Origin of the sequence: Streptomyces sp. BR123 (assembly GCF_013401435.1) — a bacterium.
GTDB lineage: Bacteria > Actinomycetota > Actinomycetes > Streptomycetales > Streptomycetaceae > Streptomyces.
This window is the reverse complement of the sequence record NZ_JACBGN010000126.1, coordinates 1-19,625: the sequence shown is the minus strand read 5'-3', so window position 1 is coordinate 19,625 and position 19,625 is coordinate 1. Positions and strand designations below refer to the sequence as shown.

The following is a 19,625-nucleotide window of genomic DNA, read 5'->3' as shown; positions in this document are numbered from 1 at the left end:
GCCCCGCCCCCGGCGGCAGGGCCCCCGGCTCCGACCGCTCCCCCTCGGCATCCGCGCCGGACCGGGGCACGCGGCCGGGGCCGTCGTCCGCCGCCGCGGTATCGGGGCGGGGCGGCAGGGTCGGGGCGAGGACCGCGGCCGCCTCCTCGACCGCCTCGACCAGCCGGGGCGGCAGCCACGCGCCGGCCCGCCTCGGGACCCCGGCCATCCGCTCGACCACCTCGACGACCTGCCGGGGCTCGGGGCGGTCCAGGGGGTTCTTCGCCATGCAGGCGGCGATCAGCAGCCGTAACCCGTCCGGTACGTCAGACAGGTCGGGCTCGTCCTGCACGATCCGACGCTGGAGTTCGAGGGCGGAGGCGGGGCCGGCGAACGGGGCGGTCCCGCGGGCGGCGAAGACGAGGGTCGATCCGAGGGAGAAGACGTCGCTCGCCGGGGTCAGGGGGTCGCCGAGGCTCTGCTCCGGCGACATGTACGCGGGGGTGCCGAGGACCAGGCCCGTTGCGGTGAGGGCGGGGCCGGCGGCGGCGCGGGCGATGCCGAAGTCGATGACGAACGGGCCGTCCAGGGCCAGCAGGACGTTCGAGGGCTTCAGGTCGCGGTGGACGATCCCCGCGGCGTGGATGTTCACGAGGGCTTCCGCGACGCCGGCGGCCACGGCCCACAGCGCGGGCTCCGCCAGCGGGCCGTCGAGCACCACCGCCTCGTGCAGCGGGATCCCCGGTACGAAGGCCGTCGCCAGCCAGGGCACCCCCGCGTCGGTGTCGGCGTCGACCACCGGGGCGGTGAAGGCTCCGGAGGCGGCCCGGGCGGCGGCGACCTCGGCCCGGAACCGGGTCCGGAACACCGCGTCGCCGGCCAGCTCCGGGCGGATGAGTTTGACCGCGACGGTACGCCCGCCCGCCGACCGGCCGAGGAAGACGCTGCCCATGCCGCCCTCGCCGAGCCGGCCGAGCAGCACGTACGGGCCCACCCGGACCGGATCCGCGGAGGTCAGCGGCCGAACACCCACGTCGTCTCACTCTCCGTTCGCTCGCAGGACGGCGACCGTCGCGGCGCCGGGGTCCGTGATGCACAGGCGGCCGTCGCCGGCGGCCCAGCCCAGTTTCGCCGGGTCGGTGCCCTTCATGCCGGTGTACTTCCAGCGCAGCCTGCCGTCGGCCGGGTCGGCGGCCCAGACGACGCCGTCCGCGCCCATCCAGTAGACGTTCCCGTCCGCGCACAGCAGCCGGGCGCCGAACGGCGCCGGGGCCGCGGAGCCCGCCGAAGCGGCGGGCATCGGCGAGCGCCAGGCGGTGCGGCCCGTCGCCGCGTCCAGGGCCCCGAGGGAGAACTCCCCGTCGCCGTCCGTCAGCAGGACGTACAGCAGCGCGCCGTCGGGGGCGGAGGCGACGGCTTCGCCGCGTACGCGCATCCCGACGACGCCCGGGGCGTTCCAGGCCTCGGCGCCGGTGTCCGGGTCGAGCGCGGACAGGCGGCCGGAGCCGTCGACGACGAGGCAGTGGCGGGCCGAGGCCTCGAACGCCGCGGCCTTGATGGTCTTGGACCAGGCGGCCTTGCCCGCCGAGTCCAGCGAGACCATCGCGCTGGTGGTCGCGAAGAGCGCCTTGTCGCTGCCGGCGGGCAGGGCGGAGAAGGGCAGCATGGTGCCGTCGCTGTACCACCAGGCCGTCTGACGCGCCTTCAGGTCGAGGCACCAGACGTGTACGCCCTGGGGCACCGGGCCGTGGTCCTGCCCGTCGCCGAGCCCGATGACGTACGCCCTGCCCGCGCGTGCTCCCGCCATGAACAGGCCGCTCTGGGTGTGCGGCCGGTCCAGGGACACCGTCCACTCCGCTTTTCCGGAGGCCGGGTCGATGGCCGTGACGGCGTTCCGCGTGATCGGGGGTTTGACGGTCGTGCCGGCCACGTACAGCCGTCCGTCGTGGAACGCGGCGATGGTGTCGGGGCCCGAGCCCTGCACGGGGAAGGCGATCCCGTTGTCCTCGCCGCTGACCGTCCATGTGGGGCGGCCGCTGTCGTCGAGTGCCTGGACGTCCCGGAGGGTGACGCACATGACGAGCCCGTTCGCGGAGATGACCTGCCCGCTCGGGGAGGTCAGCTCCACCTTCCACGCCAGCCGCGCCTCCCGTACGTCGCCCCCGTCGGGGCGCACCACCGGGACGCCGCGGCTCCCGCCGGCCGGGGTGCCCCCTCCCGGTGCGCCGGCGATCCAGGCGGCGGTGGCTCCGGCGGCGGCGACGGCCCCGCCGGCGAGGCCGAGGAGGATCCGCCGGCGGGCGACGGTGGCGGGCTGCGGGCCGGCAGGGTGTGGGCCGGCGCCGGGCGGTGCGTGGTCGACGCGCGTGCCGTCGGGGCCGATCACGGGCGGTGCGTGCGGCGGCCCGGAGGTGTCGGCCGCCGGGAGGGACGTCAGGACGGCCCGCGCGCGCAGCACATCGCCGGCCACGGCCTCGGGCAACCACCCGCCCGACGGGACCGGCGGGCCCGCGCGTTCCACGTGTTCGGAGACCTGGCGGGGGGTCGGACGGTCCGCGGGGTCCTTGGCGAGGCAGGCCCGCACCAGGTCCCGCAGGCCGGGCGGGAGCATGTCGGTGCCCGGCTCGGTGTGCACGATGCGGAACAGGACTCCGGCCGCGGCACCCTCGCCGAACAGGTGCTCCCCGCTCGCGGCGAAGGCGATGGTGGAGCCGAGGGAGAACACGTCGCTGGCCGGGGTGAGGGCCTGGCCGACGGCCTGCTCGGGCGACATGTAGGGGGCCGAGCCGATGATGGCGCCGGTGGACGTCATGGCCGTGCCGTCGACGGCACGCGAGATGCCGAAGTCGATGACGTGCGGCCCGTCGAGGGCGAGGAGCACGTTCGCCGGTTTGAGGTCGCGGTGGATGAGACCGGCGCCGTGCACACTGGCCAGGGCTTCCGCCAGGCCGGCGGTCAGCGTCCACAGCGTGTCCGCCGGAAGGGGCCCCCGGTCCGTCACGGCGCGGTCCAGCGGGGCGCCCACGACGAACGCCGTCGCCATCCACGGCACGTCCGCCTCGGTGTCCGCGTCCACGACGGGCGCGGTGAACGCCCCGGAGACCCGCCGGGCCGCCGCCACCTCCCGGCGGAAGCGGTCGCGGAACAGCTCGTCGCGGGCGAGATCGCCACGCACCACCTTCACCGCCACGGTCCGGCCGCCGGCGGAACGCCCCAGGTAGACGGCGCCCATGCCGCCGCTTCCGAGCCTCCCGACCAGCGCGTAGGGCCCGACCCATCTCGGGTCCCCGTCGCCGAGCTGCTTCATCGCCCCCCTTGGTGAGCGTCAGTGACGAACTGTCAGTGGAGCTGTCGGCGGGCCGGGCGAACGTGGTCGCGGCCGCCCTGCGCCGGACCAAGATACGCGCGCGGATCTCCGTACTCCACCCGGGAGTTGAGGAAACCACCCGTCCGGGAGGCCGACTGCGCCCGGCCCGCGCCCCCGGGCCGGCGGCAGGGTGTTGCCGCCGCCGGAGACGGCCTGCGGCACCGTCCGGGAAGAGCTTGATCTTCGTTCTGCGGTGACGCGGTGCCGGGTGATACGGGGGTGCGGTGCCGACTTCTTCGTGTCATCCGCCAGTACGGCCTCCGGACACCGGCAGCGGAGACTTTCCGCCACGACTGCGGACCGGCCGGCCTCCGAGTGCGCAGGACCGGGCGCGGCCGCGTGCGGAAACGACGCACAGGACGACGTACGAGGACGAGGTACCGGAGGGGCGCACGTGGGCGTGCAGCAGTACGACGGGATCGGCGAGGCTTTCGAGGGGTTCAAGTCCCTGCCGCTGATGCGTTACGGGGAGGTGCCGAGCTTCCTCGGCATGGTCGGGGACGTGAGCGGCAGGGCGGTCCTCGACCTGGCGTGCGGCACCGGTTTTTACAGCAGGGAGTTCAAGCGGCGCGGCGCCGCGGATGTCTTCGGCGTCGACATCTCCGTCGAGATGATCGCCGCCGCACGGGAGATCGAGCGGCGTGACCCGCTGGGTGTGCGCTACGAGGTCGGTGACGTGGTGCAGTGCCTCAACTACGCCGAGGACATCGCGGGGATGGAGCGGATGTGCCGCCGCATCCATCGGAGCCTGGTGCCGGGCGGGGAGTTCTTCGTGCTCGCCCAGAAGCCCGACTACGGGTTCGATTGCGCGTCCCTGGACGCGTACGGGTTCCTCTGCGAGCCGACCGGCGCGGAGATCGAGACGGGTCCGCAGGTACGGGTCACGGCTCTCCTCGCGCCGCAGCCGATCGGCATCGTCACCACGGCCCCGCGCCGAGAGGTCTACGAGGAATGTCTGCGGGCGGCCGGGTTCAGTGCGGTGGAGTGGGTTCCGCTGGAGGTGTCCGAAGCCGGAATCCGCGAGTTCGGCGAGGACTTCTGGGCGGACCTCCTCGCGTACCCGCCGCTGGAGATGCTGCGCTGCCGGGCCTGACCGGCGGGTGGGCGGTCGGCCGGGGTGTCGCGGGCGGGGGACGGTCTCGAGGCGACGCAGCCGGGGAGGGGAACGGGGCCCGCCCGTACGGGTGGGCTCCGCCGAGGCACCGACCGAGGCGTGGACGACACACCACGCCACGGCCTTGTGTCCGTCGTCCACGGAACCCACTTGCTGTCTCTCGTGGAGGACGGCGAACGGGGCGCCCACGCACGACGTGCTGCCGGTGGATGCGTACGCCCCTGCGTAGCGTTCCTCCGGATCGGGGGCGTCCCCGTCGCGGGCCGGCCCGGACCTGCCGGACGGGTCAGGCGGGCCGGAGCCCGTTCATCCCGGCGTTCGGATTGCGTGGGCCGGGCGGTGGGCCGCTACGGGTGGTAGAGGGCGTGGGCGCGCGTGAGGTCGGCGGGTTCGTCCCGGCCGAGGTGGAGGAAGTAGTTCACCTGCCATGCCTGGGTGCTGCCCGCCTGCCGGTTGGTCGTGGTGACCCAGGGCGGGTAGACGCGGAACCCGCGTTTGCCGCCGGAGCCGTCGCGGGAGACGATGCCGCGCTCGCACAGCAGCTCGCGCGGGAAGACGAACTGCCCGAAGCCGTCGTCGTCGCGGCTGCCGATGACGAACAGGTCCACCCCGTCGTGGGCGTCGAAGGGCCGGATCGGCCCCTCCTCGGACCGCTGCCACACGGTGACGAACTGGCCCACCTTCGTCGGGGTGGTCTTGGCCACGCGGAACCGGACCGAGCGGTCGTCGAGCGTGAACCCGCAGGCCGCGTACTCGGCGCTCTCCGGTTCGGGTACCGGCGGCGAGCAGGCGAAGCCGCACGGGTCGTACACCAGCGCCTTCGCCGCCAGCAGGTCCTCGTGCAACCGCTCCGTCCAGGGCTGATGCGTCACCATGCCCTCATCCTGCCATCTGCGTCACCATGCCCTCATCCTGCCATCGCGGAGCCGCCCCGGGGATCGTCCCGGGGACCGGTGACGCCTGGTGGAGAGCTCCACCTGCACGGCTGCTCCGGCCGACCGCTCCTCATGCGACGAGTCGGCGCCCGTTCCGGCGGTGGACCGACGTCTCCCGGCCCGGTGACGCCCGCCGGGCGGTGGGCAGGGGCGGATGGGGATCCGGGCCGGGAGGTCCGGTCACCGGGGAGGGGCCGGGGCGTTGACGTCGGCTGTCGGCTTCGCCGCCGGGTGCGCCTTGGTGAGGGTGCACACGCCGTCCGCACACTGGCGTTCCAGACGGCCGCGGGAGATCGTCTGGACCAGGCCGACCATCCAGCAGGTGGGGCATCCCCGGAAGGCGATCAGAGCCAGCGGGGCCGCCAGCAGGGTGGCCGGGCCGGCGACGGGCACCAGGGCGATCGAGCCGATGATCAGCCCGAAGCCGATGGCGCCGCGCGCCAGGTGGCGCGGTACGGACTTGCTGGCGAAGTTCCTCTCGGGCGCCGCGGACGGTGCGGCGGCTCGGGTCCTTGCGTCCTGCGCCGGCTTCACGGTGTTCACGGGGTTCACGGTCGCGGGTCTCCTCCGGCCGGTCGGGCGAGGGCTTGGTCGGGCACTGCCAGGGCGTGGCGCAGTGTCGCGCGTGCTCTGTGCAGCCGGGATTTCATCGCGGCGGCGCTCAGGCCGAGCGAGCGGGCGACGGTCTTGCCGGGCAGGCCCTGGATGTCCCGCATGATCAGGACCTGCCGCTGGTCGCGGGGAAGGGCGCTGACCGCAGCCGCGATCCGCTCCGCCTCCAGCCGGTGCAGCACCGCGTCCTCGGCGGACGGTTCCGCGGACGCCTCCGGTTCGGTCGACGCCTCGCCGCTGCGCGGGACGAGCAGCCGTACCTGCCGGAGGCATTCGTTGCGCACGATCCGGAACATCCATGAGGCAAGCGCGCCGGTGGCCCGCAAGGTGCCGATCTTCCGGTAGAGGATGATCAGGGCCTCCTGCGCCGCGTCCTCGGCGTCCTGCGGCGACGCGCACAGCGACAGGGCGAACTTGCGTACATGGGGCTGCGATTCCATGACGACGGTGGTGAGCGAAGTGACGTCGCCGTTCTGGGCGGCCTTGATCAGCCGCTCGTCCGGCCAGGGGAAGCGTTGGTTCATCTGATGGCTCTCTTGTTCGGAGGCACCCGCGCGCCGGCGGCGGTCAGCCCCGGCTCTTGTAACGCCGCATCAGGTGCCAGCTGCACGCGCCCACGAGCAGGGCTCCGATCACTACGAGGCCAGTGACCATCATGGTTGTTTCCTCCTGTGTTCTGCCGGCCCGTTCGGCCGGTACACAGACAAGAGACGGGGAGGCCCGGAAAGGATTCGCCTCCGGCCGAAGTTTCTTCTCCGAACCGTGAACCGTGAACCGTGAACCGTGAACCTTGAACCGCGGACTGTTGACTGTGCCCCCGTGAACCGTGCACGGCTCCGCTCGTACGCGTTCGGCAGTTCGTCGGCGGCCCGCGGGTCCGCGGCCGGGGACAACGTCAAGATCGACGGGATGGGAGACTGGCCGACCGTTACGGAGCAGACGAGAGGACGGACACCGGCGTGCGACGGATACAGATGCGCGCGGCCCTGGCGTACCCGGTCATGGCGGCACTGATCGCGGCGGCGGCGACGGCCTGCGCGGGCCCGCTGGAGGACCTCGGCCCCCTGCCCCCGCGGTTCTCGGGTCCGCCGCTGGCCGCAGACACGGTGGTCTCGGAGATGAGGTCGATCCTGGCGGCCGAGGGCGTCGTGGTGGAGAGGGAGCCGTCGACCGTTCTGGGCATGTGCCACGAACGGCTCAGCGGACGGCATGCGCCGGAGACGGCGGACGCCGCACTGAAGTCGGCCTTCGCGCGGGCCCGTTCCGCGCACGGCTGGCAGCCCGGTCCCGACCTGGGCAGCGGGACGCTCACCCTCAGCAAGGGCAACTGGACGGTCACGGCCGGCTTGCCCCCGCAGCCGGCCCAGGGCCTTCAGGCTCCGATCGTCATGTCGCTGACGTGCGTGGACGGCGGCGCCGCCGCCACCGCCCCCACGGCACCCCCGTCACCGGCGCACACGCCCGCTCCCGCGTCGTCCTGAGGGCGGGCGGGGTCGGCCCCGCCGCAGGAGCCGGCGCAGACCCGGCGACGGAATCGGCACACAGGTGCTGCGACGACCCGGCGCCGCCGTCTCGGAGGAAGGTTCGGCCGCCGCGCCCGGGCGCAGGAGGGCAGACGCCCGCCAGGTGCTCCTCGCCCTCGACGGGGACCACGCCGAGGACGACGTCGCCGCGTTCGCGGCCCGGATCCGTCCCCGGCCCGACCGCGAGGCGACGGTCGAGGACCCGGCCTGAGCCCCGCCGGGGGAGCGACCGGCAACCGGCAGGCGGCCGGAGTTCCACTCCCCCGGCCCCGGTCAGGCCGACGCGGGGGCGGGCGAGGCCGCGCCGGCCCGGGCCGGGTCCGCCACGAGGCGACGGCGGCGCGTCGGCAGGCCGAGGGTGGGGTGGGCGACGGCCCAGGCGGCGGCCTTGCAGACCAGCTCCTTGTACAGGGCGGCGAGCCTGCCGGTCAGGGCCGCGCTGACGGCGCGGTCGTCGGCGGTGACGTACTGGATCAGGCCTTCCCCGCGGCCCAGCGAGATGCACTGGTTGAAGTAGCGGATCGGCGTGTCCGGGACCTTCGCGCCGGTCAGGCGGGCCGCGATGGCGTCGGCGGCCTGCCACGCGGTGGGGGTGCCCGAGGCGCACGACATGCGCAGCGGCTTGCCGCCGGGGCCCATGGCCATGGCCGCGTCGCCGATGGCGTACACGTCCGGGTGCGACACCGAGCGCATGGTGGGGTCGACCACGATCCGGCCCGTGGCGCTGACCTCCAGGGCCGAGGCGCTCGCGACTGGGTGGACCGCGAAGCCGGTGGTCCACACGGTGACCGCGGCCGGGACGGTCGCGCCGTCGGCGGTGGTGACGCGGTCGGCCTCGACGGCGGTGACGGCGGTGTGTTCGTGCACGGTGATGCCGAGCCGGTCGAAGACCTTGTGCAGGTGTGCGCGGCCCTTGGGCGAGAGCCCGTCGCCGAGGGCGCCGCGGACGGCGAGGGCTACGTCGAGGTCGGGGCGGGCCTCGGCGATCTCGGTCGCCGCCTCCAGGCCGGTGAGGCCGCCGCCGACGACGACCACCTGCCGTCCGGCAGCCAGGCCTGCCAGCCGCGCGCGCAGCCGCAGCGCTCCGGGCCGGCTCGCGACCTCGTGGGCGTGCTCGGCGACGCCCGGGACGCCGTGGTCGTTCCAGCCGCTGCCGAGGGCGTACACGAGCGTGTCGTACTCCAGCTCCGCGGCGCCGCCGTCCGCCTCGGTGAGGCAGACGGTCCTGCGGTCGACGTCGATGCCGGTGACCTTCCCGAGCTTCAGCCCGACCCCGGTGCCGGCGAACATCTCGCCGAAGGGCCGGGGCCTCAGGTCCTGGCCGGCCGCGAGCTGGTGCAGGCGGACGCGCTCCACGAAGTCGGGCTCGGCGTTGACGAGGGTGATGGCGACGTCGTCCCGGTGGAGCCGCTTCGCGAGGCGGCCGGCCGCGGTGGCCCCGGTGTATCCGGCACCGAGGACGATGATGCGGTGCTGCGTGCGCTGCTGCATTTCCCTGCTCCTGTCTGCGCGGGTCCGCCGCCGTCTTGCGCGGCTTCGCCCCTTGAACCGGGCAGCCCGCCGTTTCCTGACAGGTCGGCGGAGTGAAGCACGTCACACGGAACGGGGCGTGGCGGCAGAGCGGGTCAGAAGGCGTGGAACAGGGGCTCCCCGTGCTCGGCGGCCGCCCACACCTCGGTGGCGCGCGTGAGCTTGTCGGGGTTGACCTGGCTGCGGAACGCGGCGATGCCGTCGGCCGTGACCTCCAGGCACATGACGCCGACGACCCGGCCGTCGACGACCGCCACGACGGCAGGGCCGCCGTTCGCGGTGGCCATGTGGATCCCGGCCGAGCCGCCGACCAGGGCGCGCTTGGCCACCCCGGGCTTGAACAGGCCGCGCATGAACGTCGCGACCGCGAGGGCGCCCTCGAACGCCTTCGCCCGGGCGGGGACCTTCCCGCCGCCGTCGCCGATCGCGAGGGCGTCGGAGGTGAGCAGCCGTACGAGCGGCTCGGTCTTCCCGCTGCTGGCGGCCTCCAGGAACTCCTCGACGATCCGCCGGGCGGCGGCCTGGTCGATCTCGGTGCGCGCCCTGCCGTCGGCGATGTGCTTCTTGGCCCGGTGGAGGATCTGCTGGCTGGCGGCCTCGGTGAGGTCGAGGATCCCGGCGATCTCCCGGTGCGGGTAGTCGAACGCCTCCCTCAGCACGTACACCGCCCGCTCGTTGGGGGACAGCCGCTCCATGAGCGTGAGCACCGCGTACGAGACGGACTCCCGCTGCTCGGCGGTGTCGGCCGGGCCGAGCATCGGGTCCCCGTCGAGCAGCGGCTCGGGGAGCCACTGGCCGACGTAGCTCTCGCGCCGGGCACGGGCCGAAGTGAGCTGGTTGAGGCACACGTTGGTGAGCACCTTCGTCAGCCAGGCCTCGGGTACCTCGATCCGCCCGGTGTCGGTGCCCTGCCACCGCAGGAACGTCTCCTGCACGGCGTCCTCGGCCTCGCTCACGGACCCGAGCATCCGGTAGGCGATGGCTTCCAGCCGGCCCCGTGCCCCCTGGAACAGATCCACGTCCTCCACGCTCAGCGGCATAGCGGGATCCTATCCGCTGCCGTCGGAGCCTCCGCAAAGGGTGTCGAGGAGGCTCGGCCGGCGAACCGGAGCACCAGCCGTGGACGCAGAAGGCTCCGGCCTCCTCCACGGAGGCCGGAGCCTTGATCGAGCGCTGGGCAGGCCTTGCACCTGCATCCCCCCACAGGAAGTGGGGTGCCTTTCCTTGGACCACCAACGCCGGTCCCGCGGCCACTCGTCATGGCCGCAAGCACGTGATCAAGAGTAGCGCATGCAGTCGGCCGCGCCCGCCATGGGGACTGGTCGAATGAGCCCATGGGGGATTCACGCACGGCCCTGGGGCCGCTGGAACTGGTCGAAGGCATCTGGGTGGTCGGAGACTCCGGCCGCCCCGGCGGCTCGTGGCTCGAATTCCGCGAGGAGGGAATGTACCGGCGGGCGCGCGACGGGGACGGCGAGTTGATCCCGTGGTCCAGGATCATGCTCGGGATCGCCGTCTACGTCGGGCGCGGGTACCCGTCTCACGGGCAGTACACGGTGGCGGGACTCCTCGGCAACGTGCCCGGTCCCTTGAGGGCACACGGGCGCGGCCACCTCGACGTGACGCTCCGCCACCCCTACGGGGACCACAAGCTGACTTTCGACCGGCACCCGCGGGCGTACCGGGTCGGGGAAACCTTCCTCCTGGAGGAGCTGCTGTCGCAGGTCGTCGCCGCGAAGGAAGCACACCGGCTCGGTGACCCCGACTGGCTGGGCCGCGCGGTCGGCCGGCTGGAACCGCTGGGCCCCTGGCTGACGCGCCGCAACATCAACGAAGCGGTGAAGGAAGCCTGCTGGGGCTGACACCGGTCACGCTGTCAGGGCGCCCGTTCCACCGGGGGCAGCAGGGTGGGCAGTGGGCAGCAGGGTGGGCAGCAGGTCGGCGTACCGCCGCTCGACGAGCACGCGTCCGGCTGCGTCGAGCAGCCGTTCGCGGGTGGGCCGACGTCGGCGGGGCGGCCTGGCGGAATCGGTGGAAGGAGTCGTCGGTGTCGGCGCCCGGGAACGATACGGGACGCATTCGATACGGCATGTATCAAGGAGCCGGTGGCCGGGGCCGGTTCGGCGTCGGCGTCGGCGTCGGCCTGCCGGCTGCGGGGATGCGTTCCAGGACGCCGCCGGCGAAGACGTCGTACAGCGGGAGCGTCTCCAGGTGCACGTAGCCGATGTGGCAGTCGCAGACGGCGAGCGGGCAGGGGCGCGGGCCGAGCGCGGCACGGTACGAGCCGTCGTAGAGGTTGCCGAGTTCGGCGCGGACGAAGTGGCAGCGGCGGACGGTGCCCTCACCGTCCACGGACACCACCGACCGGCCCGTTCGGCAGGGCAGTCCGGCGGAGCGGTGCGGGTGGCGGCTGTAGGGGAAGAGCGGGTCCACGGCGGTCCAGGTGTCGGCCTCGGCGTCCGTGTACGTGCGGCCCTCGGCGGCATTGACCCACAGGTAGACGTGTGCGGGCAGGTCGGCGCGCAGCCGGCGGGCGTGGAGGAGGTTCTCCGGCAGGCCGACGATGCCGACGCTGTGGCGGACGCCCCGGCCGGCGAGGTCGTGGACCTTCGCCAGGAAGCGGTCGTAGGGCGTCTGGCCGGGGTGGTACGTGCACCACAGGGCGAGGGTGTCGGGGTCGGCGTCGGCGAGCCAGTCGGTGCGGCAGCTGAGGTTGGTCTGGATCGCGACGCGTTCGACGTGCGGCCGGTGCGAGAGGTCGACCAGGGCGCGCCGGTACCAGGAGCGGACCAGCCCCTCGCCCCAGGGGGTGAACAGGAGCGACAGGCGGTCGTCGGCGGCCGCTCCCGCCCAGGCGGTGAAGCGTTCGAGGGCGGCGCGGTCGGCGCGCAGCTGTGCGGGGCTGTCGCGGCGCTTGGCGAAGGGGCAGTACGGGCAGTCGTAGTCGCAGGAGGCGAGCGGTCCGCGGTAGAGGATCGTGAGGTCCATGGGCGGGCGGCCTACTTCGGCGCGTAGGCGGCCATGGCGGCGCGGACGGCGGGCGAGAAGAGGGCGGGGCCGAGCGCGTCGGAGTGCGCGAGCCCGTCCGGGGTGAGGCGCAGCAGCCCGACGGCACCCCTGCCGGGCTCCTCGGTCTCCTCGATCTCCTCCAGCCAGCCGCGGGCGGCGAAGTCCGCGAGTTCGGCGGGGAAGTCCTCGTACGGGTGGGTGCCGAAGCGCTCGCGGTAGGCGGCGACCGGCAGGCCCTGCGCCTGGAGGAGGGATTGCAGGAGGTGGCGCCGGCGGGTCTCGTCTGCGTCGACGTGGCGGCCGTGGACGGCGCGTCCGAAGTCGGCGGTGGCGGTGTAGCCGTCGATGATCGCCCGTATCTCGCCCATGTCGACGGCGTAGTCGAAGGAGTAGTGGAGGGCGGAGGTGTAGGAGCGGGCGCCGCAGCCCAGACCGATCATGCCGTCGGTCTGGCAGGCGTGGTCGTCGGGGCCCTGCGGGGCGGCGCCGGGGCGGCGGAACATGCGCATCGACACCTGCTCGTAGCCGTGCGCGAGGAGGTGGTCGCGGCCCTGCCGGTAGAGGGCGAGGCGTTGCTCGTCCCACTCGCGTTCGGTGTGGGCGGTGCGCCGGGCGAGGCCGGTCAGGGGGCGGACGTAGAGAGGGTAGAGGTACAGCTCCTCGGGGGCCCAGGCGAGGGCGGCGTCCAGGGAGGCGCGCCAGGTGGCGGGGGTCTGGCCGTCTATGCCGTAGATGAGGTCGATGTTGAGTACCGGGATGCGGGCCTCGCGGATCCGGCCGAGGGCGGCCTCGACGTCGGCGCGGCGCTGGGGGCGGACGGCGGCCCTGGCCTCCTCGCCGACGAAGCTCTGGACGCCGAGGCTGAGGCGGGTGGTGCCGCGCTCGGCGAGGACGGCGAGCCGGTCGGCGGTGGCGGTGGCGGGCGAGGCCTCGACGGAGAGCGGCACGGCGCGCAGGTCGGCCCCCATGCGGTTTTCGGCGATGTCGCACAGGCGGGTGAGCTCGTCCGCGGTGAGGAACGTGGGCGTGCCGCCGCCGAAGGCCGCGTTGGCGAACCGGACCGGGCCGTCGTCGCCGAGCGCCTCGCGGACGGCGGCGGCCTGGCGGTCGAGCGCGTCGAGGTAGCGGCCGGTGAGGCCGTCAGGGGCGCCGATGCGGGTGAACAGGTTGCAGAAGCCGCAGCGGACCTCGCAGAACGGTATGTGGAGGTAGAGCGAGAGCGCGTCCTTGGGCTCGCCGTGCCACAGGTCGCGCAGGGCGGGTCGGCCCGGCAGGGGCCGGTACGCGGTCTTGTGCGGGTAGGCGTAGACGTAGCTCTGGTACGGGCGCACCGCGGGAGCCGTCACGGGCAGGGGCGCGACGGTGGCGGGGGCGGTCGCGGCCGTCGGCGCGGCGGGGGCGGTCATGCGGACGGCTCCAGGAAGAAGTGGGCGTACGGCACGGTCCACACGGCCTCGTGGGCCAGGCGGTGGCCGGTGTAGCCGTCGTCGCCGTAGGTCGTGCCGTGGTCGGAGCAGACGATGGCGAAGCAGCGGCGGCGCGAGCTCATCGCGGCGAAGAGCCGGCCGATGTGCCGGTCGATGTACTCCAGGGCGGCGGCGTGGCTGGCGCGGGTGTCGCCGGCCTCGCGGGTGGCGCCGGGCAGGTGGAACCAGTTGGGCTGGTGCAGCGCCGAGGCGTTGAGGAAGAGGAACAGCCGCTGGTCGCGCGGGAGTGCGCAGACGACCTGCTCGGCGCGCTCGACCTGCGCCTCGAAGGAGGTGGGGGACGCCACGCCGAACGCGGGCTCCCAGTGGCTCTCCTGGAACATCCCGGGGAGTACGTCCCCCAGGGCGCCCTGCTTGTTGAAGAAGCCGACGCCCCCGATGCAGACCGTGCGGTAGCCGGCCGCGGCGAGGCCGGAGACCAGGTCCGGGGTGTCGAAGACGTACGTGCGCCCGGCGGTGGTCTCGCTGCCGGCGAAGCGGGCGGCGAACAGCCGCGGGTGGGGTCCGGGCGCCGCTGGGGTGGGCAGGAACCCGGCGAACATCGCCTGGTGGGAGGCGTACGTGAAGCTGCCGGGGGCGTGCCGCCGTTCCCAGGCGCCGCCGGGCAGGTGGCGGGCGAGGTGCGGAATGCGGCCGGCGGCGGCCAGCTCGGCGGCGACGTCGTGGCGGAGCGTGTCCAGGGTGAGCAGGAGCAGGTCGTCGCGGCCGACGACCTCGTTCATGTCGGGCTCGATCACGTCGGGCAGGTCCGCGGGGGAGGACGGCGGGTCGGTGTCAGGCAGGTGCACGGTGGTTCCTTGCGATGTGGTGCGGTGCGGCGGCGACTTGGGCCGCGTAGGTGTCCAGGCCCTCGGCGCCGCTGCCGGGCAGGCCGGTGAGGCCGGGCAGCAGGTCGCCGAAGGCGTTGACCTCGGCGACGGCGAACCGGCGCCAGCCGACGGCGGGCAGCAGGTCGACTCCGACGCACAGGGTGCCGGGGAAGCAGGCCGCGGCCCGTTCGCAGGTTTCCAGTGCGTCGGCCCAGCGGGGGCCCGCGGCCGCGGCCACGGCGGCGAGGTCGCCGCGGCTGCCGCCGAGGTGGAGGTTGGTCATGGGCGAGCGGCTGGTGCGGACGACGGCGTGGGTGGCGCGGCCGGCCACGACGACGACGCGCAGGTCCGCCGCGCGGCCGCCGAGGGAGGCCTTGGGCCACCAGCGTTCGATGTGCAGTCCGTCGGGGGCGAGCGCGTCGATCAGGGCGGCGGTCTCCGCCTCGCTCGTGATGCGGCGTACCCGCAGGGAGTTGTGCAGGCTGCCGTCCTCGGCCGTCTCGACGGAGGTGGTCGCCCGGATCCGGCCCCGGCCGGCCGTCTCGACGGCGACGACCCCGGACGCGGAGGAGCCGTGGGCGGGCTTGACGAAGACGCGGGGCATGCCGTGCGCGGCCATCAGGTCCCGTACGTCGTCCCAGCCGCGCACGGGGACGGACCCGCCGGAGGTCGGGGACGCCGGTACGGGCACCCCGGCGCGGTCGAGGACGCGGTGGCAGTTCCGCTTGTCGAACAGGACGGCCAGTTCGTCGGCGCCGTCGAGGCGGAGGCCGCCGCGCAGGGTCCGTACGGCCGCGGTGAAGCGGGCGTACCAGCGGGCGCCGCCCTCGACCCGGGTGGGGTCGGCGACGCCGCGCAGGATCCGGTCGACCTGCGGGTCCTCCCCCGGCGAGTCGAGGCGTACCAGCTCGTCGGCGGCGAAGACGGCACCGCCTTCGCGCAGGACGGAGATCCAGGGCAGGACGCGGGGCGCGGGCTGTCCGGCCTCGCGTACGGCCCGGGTGAAGAGGGCGACGCGGCGGTTCTCCGGGTTGCCGACGACCGCCCAGCGCGGGGGCGTGTGCTGCGTCACGGACCGGCTCGCTACTCGCCGACGGCGACGAAGCGCCAGGTGCGGCCGTCCCACTCGTCCTCGTGGGCGTGGCCCCGGGCCAGGTCGAGGGTGACGCCGGCGCCTTCCAGGGTGTCCCGGAAGCGCTGCTGCAGCGGGTCGCTGAGGTAGTTGTGGTGGAGGTCGAGCTTCTTGAGGTGGGTGAGGGGCCGGCCGCCGAGCAGCGCGGCGCCGCCCTCGTCGGTGAGGACGCCCATGGACAGGTCGAGGGTCTCCAGCCGGGCCACGACGGGCGCGGAGGCCATGGCGGTCGCGATCTCGTCCTGGATGTCGCTGTTGCGCAGGGCCAGGTGGCGCAGGCTCGGCAGCCGGTCCCCGGCCATGATGGGCTCGACGTCGGTCAGCTCGCTGTCGCCACCGTAGTCGGACGTGCCGAGCCAGAGGTCGAGGTGCTCCAGCGCGGGCAGGGCGCTGGCGGCGATGTTGCGCACGACCCGGGCGGGCATGCCGCCGGTCTCGACGGTGAGGGAGCGCAGCCGCCGGTGGGTGACGGGCGGGAAGACGAGGCCGCTGCCGCCGCGGACGCCGAACTCCTCCAGGTCGGGGAAGGTGTCCAGGAGCGGGCCGACGTCGCCCTGGGTGATCCAGGAGATCTCGCACTCCTCGGACTCCATGTCGCCGAGGAACAGCGCGCGCAGGGCGGGGAGCCCGTCACGGGCGGCCACGAGCGCGTCGATGATCTCCGCGGGGCCCTTGTCGTAGGCGTCCTCCCAGGCTCCGACGACGATCGCGCGGACGCGGGTGGTGTCGACGGCGGCGGTGAAACGGGCGAAGGCCTCGGTCCAGCTCTCGTCGGCGTCGTAGGTGTCGGAGGCGAGGCGCCAGGCGACGGCGTCCGGCTCGGGCAGTGGGGTCGAGCCCTCGTCGTCCGGGCCGGGGAAGGTGAAGACGGGCAGTCCGTACGACTCCGTCAGATGCGCCGCGTAGCTCATGGTTCCCCGCCGTTCCCGGTGTATCGCGCACGTCGTGCCTGTCGTGCCTGTCGTGTCTGTCGCGCGCTGGTGTGCCTGTCGCGCCGTGGTGTGCGCCGCGTGGATGTGCTGCCAGTTGTAGCAAGCGGCACCGACAACCACGGTGGCGGGGCGACGGGCGGGGCGTTGATGCTCCTCCTGGCAGTCAAGGGGGGCGAGCACCTGACGGGTCCGGTCAGATTCGGTAGGGGTGAAGGGCGACGCTCTCCGATCCGACGCTGATCTCCACCCAGGACTCGTCCATGCTGCCGGGGATCGGTGATGCCAGGTCGAACAGCAGGGTCCAGTGGCTCATCCGGAGGTAGGCCGCGCCGTCTTCCGTGAGGCGGAGGAGGCCGCGCATGATCACCCGGTCGCCTTCCTGCCGGACTTCCGCCTCGGCAGAGGAGGCCGGTCGGGTGTTCCGGCCCCAGTGCATGTCCTCGTCGACGGTCCATTCGACAAGGTGCCGGCCGTCTGCGTCTTGCGGGTCACCGGCCCAGAGCACCACGGCGGACCCGATGGGGGTGTGAACCCGAACTGCCATGGGCCGTTGCGGGGTCTGCGGCAGGCTCTGCGTGCGGACGAACATCGCCTCATCATCCAGGACGGGGCGTCTCGGGGACGAGGTGTTGGGTGACCGGACCGCCCGGCGGGGCGGTCCGGACGTTCGGGATCCGATCCGAGGCGTACGCACCCCTGCGCAAGACCTGACGGCGGGGCCGCGGCGGGGCTGCCGGACCTCGATGCAGGCCACGGCGCCCCGGGGCGTCCGGTACGGCCCGGTGGCGTTGCGGGTGAGTGCGCGTTCAACGGAGCGTCCGCGATCTCGAGCCGGACCTGGACCGCCCGAGAAGTGCGTTCCGCACAACCCCGGCGTCGCGCCGTTCCGGCCGGCGTGAGAGGGTCGGGCCCCGGCTCCGGGGAGGGGCCGGGGACGGGGAGGCGGGGCGTATGGCCGGCAGTGCGGCCACCGGCGGCGTGGTGCTCGTGGCGGACGACGACGCCGCCATCCGGCGTTCGCTGGAGCGCGGGCTGCGGCTGAGCGGCTTCACCGTGCTGCTCGCAGCGGACGGGCCCGGGGCGCTCGCGCTGCTCGCCGAGCGGAGCCCCGACCTCCTGGTCCTGGACGTGTCGATGCCCGGGCTGACCGGTACGGAAGTGTGCCGGAGCCTGCGGGCCCGGGGGGACGAGACGCCCGTCCTGATGCTGTCGGCGCTCGACGAGCTCGCCGACCGGGTTGCGGGGCTCCAGGCCGGGGCCGACGACTACCTGGTCAAGCCGTTCGCGCTGGAGGAGCTGGTGCTGCGGCTGCGCGCGCTGCTGCGCCGCAGGCCTGCGGGTCCCGCCGGGCCGGCTCCGGATGCGCCGCTGCGGGCGGGCCCGCTGGTGGTCGACCCGGCGACCCGTGAGGTGCACCGCGACGGAATCGCCGTGCACCTCACCCGCAGGGAGTTCGAGCTGCTGGCCGCGCTGGTGCGCAACGCGGGCATCGTCCTCACCCGGGACCAGTTGCTGGACCGGGTGTGGGGCTACGACTTCGAGGTCCGCACCGACGCCGTCGACACGTTCGTCAGCTACCTGCGCCGGAAGCTGGAGGAGGGCGGGCGGCCGCGCCTGATCCACACGGTGCGCGGCGTGGGCTTCGTGCTGCGCACCACCGACGCCGCCACCACCGACACCCTCACCGACGACGACGGCCGGAGCGGCCCGTGAAACTCGCCACCCGTGTCGCGGTCTCGGTGACCGTGGTCGTGCCGCTGCTCGTGCTCGCCGCAGGCCTGCTGCTGCACGGCCTCGTCCAGCGGGACCTGCGCCGGCAGCAGGACGCCCGGCTGCAGGACCGGGCCTCGGCGGTGCTCCCGGACGTCAGGGCGCTGCTGAACGCCGACCGCAACGACCGGCCGAAGGCGGAGCAGAACCAGCAGCGCAAGGTCCTCGGCGGCGTGATGGACGCCGGGATCCGGGTCCGCAACGCGCAGGCATCGGTCGTGCTGGAGGGCGGGCCGCAGCCCGCCGACGCGGTGCGGCTGCCGGAGCAGACCCCGGACGGCCCGGTCACCGTCCGGGCCAAGGGCCGCGCCTGGCGGGTGCTCAGCGTGCCGGTGGCCGGGCCGGCGCCGGGCACGTTGTGGCTGTTCGCCCCGGCCTCGGCGACGGACCCGCAGCTCGCCGCCGTACGCCGCCGCGTCCTGCTGGTCGCCGTGCTGGCGGCCCCCGTCTCCGGCCTGGTGGCGTACGGGCTGGCCGGACGCGCCACCGCCTCCGTACGGCGGCTCAGCCGCCGGGCGGCCGCCCTCGACCCGGCGGCGGGGGCCGCGGCCTTCGCGCCCGTGCCGGCCGGCGTGGCCGAGGTGGACGAGCTGTCCGCCTCGATCGCCGGGCTGCTGGCCCGCTACGACGAACAGGCCGCCAGGACCGCGCAGGCGCTGGACACCGCCCGCTCCTTCTCCTCGGCGGCCTCGCACGAGCTGCGCACGCCGCTCATGAGCATGCGGACCGACCTCGACGTCCTCGCCGCGCATCCCGACCTGCCCGCCGAGGAGCGGGCGGAGGTGGTGCAGGACCTCCAGAGCGACCACGCGCGGCTGCTCGAACTCCTGACGGCCCTGCGCATGCTCGCCCTGGGCGACCTGGTGGACGTCTCCTCCTTCGCCCCGCTCGACCTCTGCGAGCTGGTGGACTCGGCGGTCGGCGAGGCCGCCCGCCGTCACCCGGAGGCGCGGCTGAGCGCCGAACTGCCCGCCCGGCTCCGGCTCTTCGGGTGGGAGGCGGGGCTGCGGATCCTGCTCGCCAACGTGCTGGCCAACGCCGTCGTACACGGCCGGCTCCCGCAGGAGCCGCCGCGGATCACCGTACGGCTGCGCGCGGAGAACGGCAGCGCCGTCCTGACCGTGGACGACGCGGGGCCCGGCGTCCCGCCCGCCGAACGGGACGCGGTCTTCCGGCGGTTCCACCACCGCCCGGGCAGCCCCGGCTCCGGGCTGGGTCTGACACTGGTCGCGCAGCAGGCGTCGCTGCACCACGGCACCGTCACCGTGGAGGACGCGCCGGACGGCACGGGCGCACGGTTCACCGTCACCGACGTCAACCCCCGGGCCCTGGGCATCACCCGGCTGACGCTGGCGCTGTCCGGGGCGCCGGAGGCCGAGCTGCTCCGCGGATCGCTGTTCGAGCCGGTCGGCGATGCCACGTACGA

The 19,625-nt window shown here is 74.2% G+C and carries 19 protein-coding genes; 6 read left to right on the top strand and 13 right to left on the bottom strand.

Annotated features, from left to right (window positions below):
* Positions 1-1,012: serine/threonine-protein kinase (locus tag HYE82_RS20070; protein ID WP_179175491.1), on the bottom strand; the 1,012-nt coding region annotated here is incomplete at its 3' end.
* Positions 1,013-1,018: 6 nt separating this feature from the next.
* Positions 1,019-3,286 carry a PQQ-binding-like beta-propeller repeat protein gene (locus tag HYE82_RS20065; RefSeq protein ID WP_179175490.1) on the bottom strand — a complete coding sequence of 756 codons (2,268 nt, stop codon included), beginning with the start codon at positions 3,284-3,286 and terminating at the stop codon, positions 1,019-1,021.
* 454 nt (positions 3,287-3,740) lie between these two features.
* Here HYE82_RS20065 and HYE82_RS20060 point away from each other — a divergent pair, with 454 nt between their 5' ends.
* On the top strand, positions 3,741-4,439 hold the full coding sequence (locus HYE82_RS20060; RefSeq protein ID WP_179175489.1) for a class I SAM-dependent methyltransferase: 699 nt from the start codon (positions 3,741-3,743) through the stop codon (positions 4,437-4,439).
* Positions 4,440-4,807: 368 nt separating this feature from the next.
* Here HYE82_RS20060 and HYE82_RS20055 read toward each other — a convergent pair whose 3' ends face one another.
* The 3 genes from HYE82_RS20055 to HYE82_RS20045 form a co-directional block, all read right to left on the bottom strand.
* Complete coding sequence (locus HYE82_RS20055) at positions 4,808-5,335, bottom strand: MepB family protein (RefSeq protein WP_179175488.1); 528 nt, start codon at positions 5,333-5,335, stop codon at positions 4,808-4,810.
* A gap of 240 nt (positions 5,336-5,575) precedes the next feature.
* Positions 5,576-5,929, bottom strand: coding sequence for a hypothetical protein (locus HYE82_RS20050; protein WP_179175494.1), 354 nt, complete (start codon positions 5,927-5,929; stop codon positions 5,576-5,578).
* Positions 5,930-5,943: 14 nt separating this feature from the next.
* On the bottom strand, positions 5,944-6,531 hold the full coding sequence (locus HYE82_RS20045; protein WP_179175487.1) for an RNA polymerase sigma factor: 588 nt from the start codon (positions 6,529-6,531) through the stop codon (positions 5,944-5,946).
* A 435-nt stretch (positions 6,532-6,966) separates the two neighbouring features.
* Here HYE82_RS20045 and HYE82_RS20040 point away from each other — a divergent pair, with 435 nt between their 5' ends.
* Together HYE82_RS20040 and HYE82_RS20035 are read left to right on the top strand one after the other, a co-directional pair.
* Complete coding sequence (locus tag HYE82_RS20040; RefSeq protein ID WP_179175486.1) at positions 6,967-7,488, top strand: hypothetical protein; 522 nt, start codon at positions 6,967-6,969, stop codon at positions 7,486-7,488.
* A 64-nt stretch (positions 7,489-7,552) separates the two neighbouring features.
* Positions 7,553-7,741: a hypothetical protein gene (locus tag HYE82_RS20035; RefSeq protein ID WP_179175485.1), complete on the top strand. Its 189-nt coding sequence runs from the start codon at positions 7,553-7,555 to the stop codon at positions 7,739-7,741.
* Positions 7,742-7,803: 62 nt separating this feature from the next.
* Here the strand turns inward: HYE82_RS20035 and HYE82_RS20030 are convergent, their stop codons facing one another.
* On the bottom strand, positions 7,804-9,021 hold the full coding sequence (locus HYE82_RS20030; protein ID WP_179175484.1) for an NAD(P)/FAD-dependent oxidoreductase: 1,218 nt from the start codon (positions 9,019-9,021) through the stop codon (positions 7,804-7,806).
* A 134-nt stretch (positions 9,022-9,155) separates the two neighbouring features.
* On the bottom strand, positions 9,156-10,100 hold the full coding sequence (locus HYE82_RS20025) for an RNA polymerase sigma-70 factor (RefSeq protein WP_179175483.1): 945 nt from the start codon (positions 10,098-10,100) through the stop codon (positions 9,156-9,158).
* Positions 10,101-10,394: 294 nt separating this feature from the next.
* Here HYE82_RS20025 and HYE82_RS20020 point away from each other — a divergent pair, with 294 nt between their 5' ends.
* The gene (locus HYE82_RS20020) at positions 10,395-10,922 is read left to right on the top strand and encodes a hypothetical protein (protein ID WP_179175482.1); all 528 of its coding nucleotides are present in this window, start codon (positions 10,395-10,397) and stop codon (positions 10,920-10,922) included.
* Between the two features lie 232 nt (positions 10,923-11,154).
* Here HYE82_RS20020 and HYE82_RS20015 read toward each other — a convergent pair whose 3' ends face one another.
* The 6 genes from HYE82_RS20015 to HYE82_RS19990 form a co-directional block, all read right to left on the bottom strand.
* On the bottom strand, positions 11,155-12,048 hold the full coding sequence (locus tag HYE82_RS20015) for an STM4011 family radical SAM protein (protein ID WP_179175481.1): 894 nt from the start codon (positions 12,046-12,048) through the stop codon (positions 11,155-11,157).
* 11 nt (positions 12,049-12,059) lie between these two features.
* Positions 12,060-13,475: an STM4012 family radical SAM protein gene (locus tag HYE82_RS20010; protein ID WP_179175480.1), complete on the bottom strand. Its 1,416-nt coding sequence runs from the start codon at positions 13,473-13,475 to the stop codon at positions 12,060-12,062.
* The gene (locus tag HYE82_RS20005; RefSeq protein ID WP_179175493.1) at positions 13,472-14,278 is read right to left on the bottom strand and encodes an STM4013/SEN3800 family hydrolase; all 807 of its coding nucleotides are present in this window, start codon (positions 14,276-14,278) and stop codon (positions 13,472-13,474) included. Before HYE82_RS20005 ends, HYE82_RS20010 begins: the two co-directional genes overlap by 4 nt.
* Positions 14,279-14,330: 52 nt before the next feature.
* Positions 14,331-15,437, bottom strand: a complete 1,107-nt coding sequence (locus HYE82_RS20000; RefSeq protein WP_179175479.1) for an STM4014 family protein — start codon at positions 15,435-15,437, stop codon at positions 14,331-14,333.
* 11 nt (positions 15,438-15,448) lie between these two features.
* Positions 15,449-16,408: an STM4015 family protein gene (locus HYE82_RS19995; protein WP_179175478.1), complete on the bottom strand. Its 960-nt coding sequence runs from the start codon at positions 16,406-16,408 to the stop codon at positions 15,449-15,451.
* 214 nt (positions 16,409-16,622) lie between these two features.
* A complete protein-coding gene (locus HYE82_RS19990) occupies positions 16,623-17,018 on the bottom strand; it encodes a hypothetical protein (RefSeq protein WP_256987456.1) in 396 nt (131 codons plus the stop codon).
* 362 nt (positions 17,019-17,380) lie between these two features.
* Here HYE82_RS19990 and HYE82_RS19985 point away from each other — a divergent pair, with 362 nt between their 5' ends.
* Positions 17,381-18,142: a response regulator transcription factor gene (locus HYE82_RS19985; protein WP_179175477.1), complete on the top strand. Its 762-nt coding sequence runs from the start codon at positions 17,381-17,383 to the stop codon at positions 18,140-18,142.
* Positions 18,139-19,625, top strand: a 1,487-nt coding sequence (locus HYE82_RS19980; RefSeq protein WP_179175476.1) for an ATP-binding protein, incomplete at its 3' end; no start/stop codon positions are given. The genes HYE82_RS19985 and HYE82_RS19980, both read left to right, overlap by 4 nt.

What these genes read in the sequence shown, in the direction of transcription:
- HYE82_RS20005 (WP_179175493.1), bottom strand. Translation starts at nt 14,278, where the DNA reads ATGAACGAGGTCGTCGGCCGCGACGACCTGCTCCTGCTCACCCTGGAC.
- HYE82_RS20055 (WP_179175488.1), bottom strand. Translation starts at nt 5,335, where the DNA reads ATGGTGACGCATCAGCCCTGGACGGAGCGGTTGCACGAGGACCTGCTG.
- HYE82_RS20030 (WP_179175484.1), bottom strand. Translation starts at nt 9,021, where the DNA reads ATGCAGCAGCGCACGCAGCACCGCATCATCGTCCTCGGTGCCGGATAC.
- HYE82_RS20020 (WP_179175482.1), top strand. Translation starts at nt 10,395, where the DNA reads ATGGGGGATTCACGCACGGCCCTGGGGCCGCTGGAACTGGTCGAAGGC.
- HYE82_RS20010 (WP_179175480.1), bottom strand. Translation starts at nt 13,475, where the DNA reads ATGACCGCCCCCGCCGCGCCGACGGCCGCGACCGCCCCCGCCACCGTC.
- HYE82_RS19990 (WP_256987456.1), bottom strand. Translation starts at nt 17,018, where the DNA reads ATGTTCGTCCGCACGCAGAGCCTGCCGCAGACCCCGCAACGGCCCATG.
- HYE82_RS20015 (WP_179175481.1), bottom strand. Translation starts at nt 12,048, where the DNA reads ATGGACCTCACGATCCTCTACCGCGGACCGCTCGCCTCCTGCGACTAC.
- HYE82_RS19985 (WP_179175477.1), top strand. Translation starts at nt 17,381, where the DNA reads ATGGCCGGCAGTGCGGCCACCGGCGGCGTGGTGCTCGTGGCGGACGAC.
- HYE82_RS19995 (WP_179175478.1), bottom strand. Translation starts at nt 16,408, where the DNA reads ATGAGCTACGCGGCGCATCTGACGGAGTCGTACGGACTGCCCGTCTTC.
- HYE82_RS20025 (WP_179175483.1), bottom strand. Translation starts at nt 10,100, where the DNA reads ATGCCGCTGAGCGTGGAGGACGTGGATCTGTTCCAGGGGGCACGGGGC.
- HYE82_RS20065 (WP_179175490.1), bottom strand. Translation starts at nt 3,286, where the DNA reads ATGAAGCAGCTCGGCGACGGGGACCCGAGATGGGTCGGGCCCTACGCG.
- HYE82_RS20045 (WP_179175487.1), bottom strand. Translation starts at nt 6,531, where the DNA reads ATGAACCAACGCTTCCCCTGGCCGGACGAGCGGCTGATCAAGGCCGCC.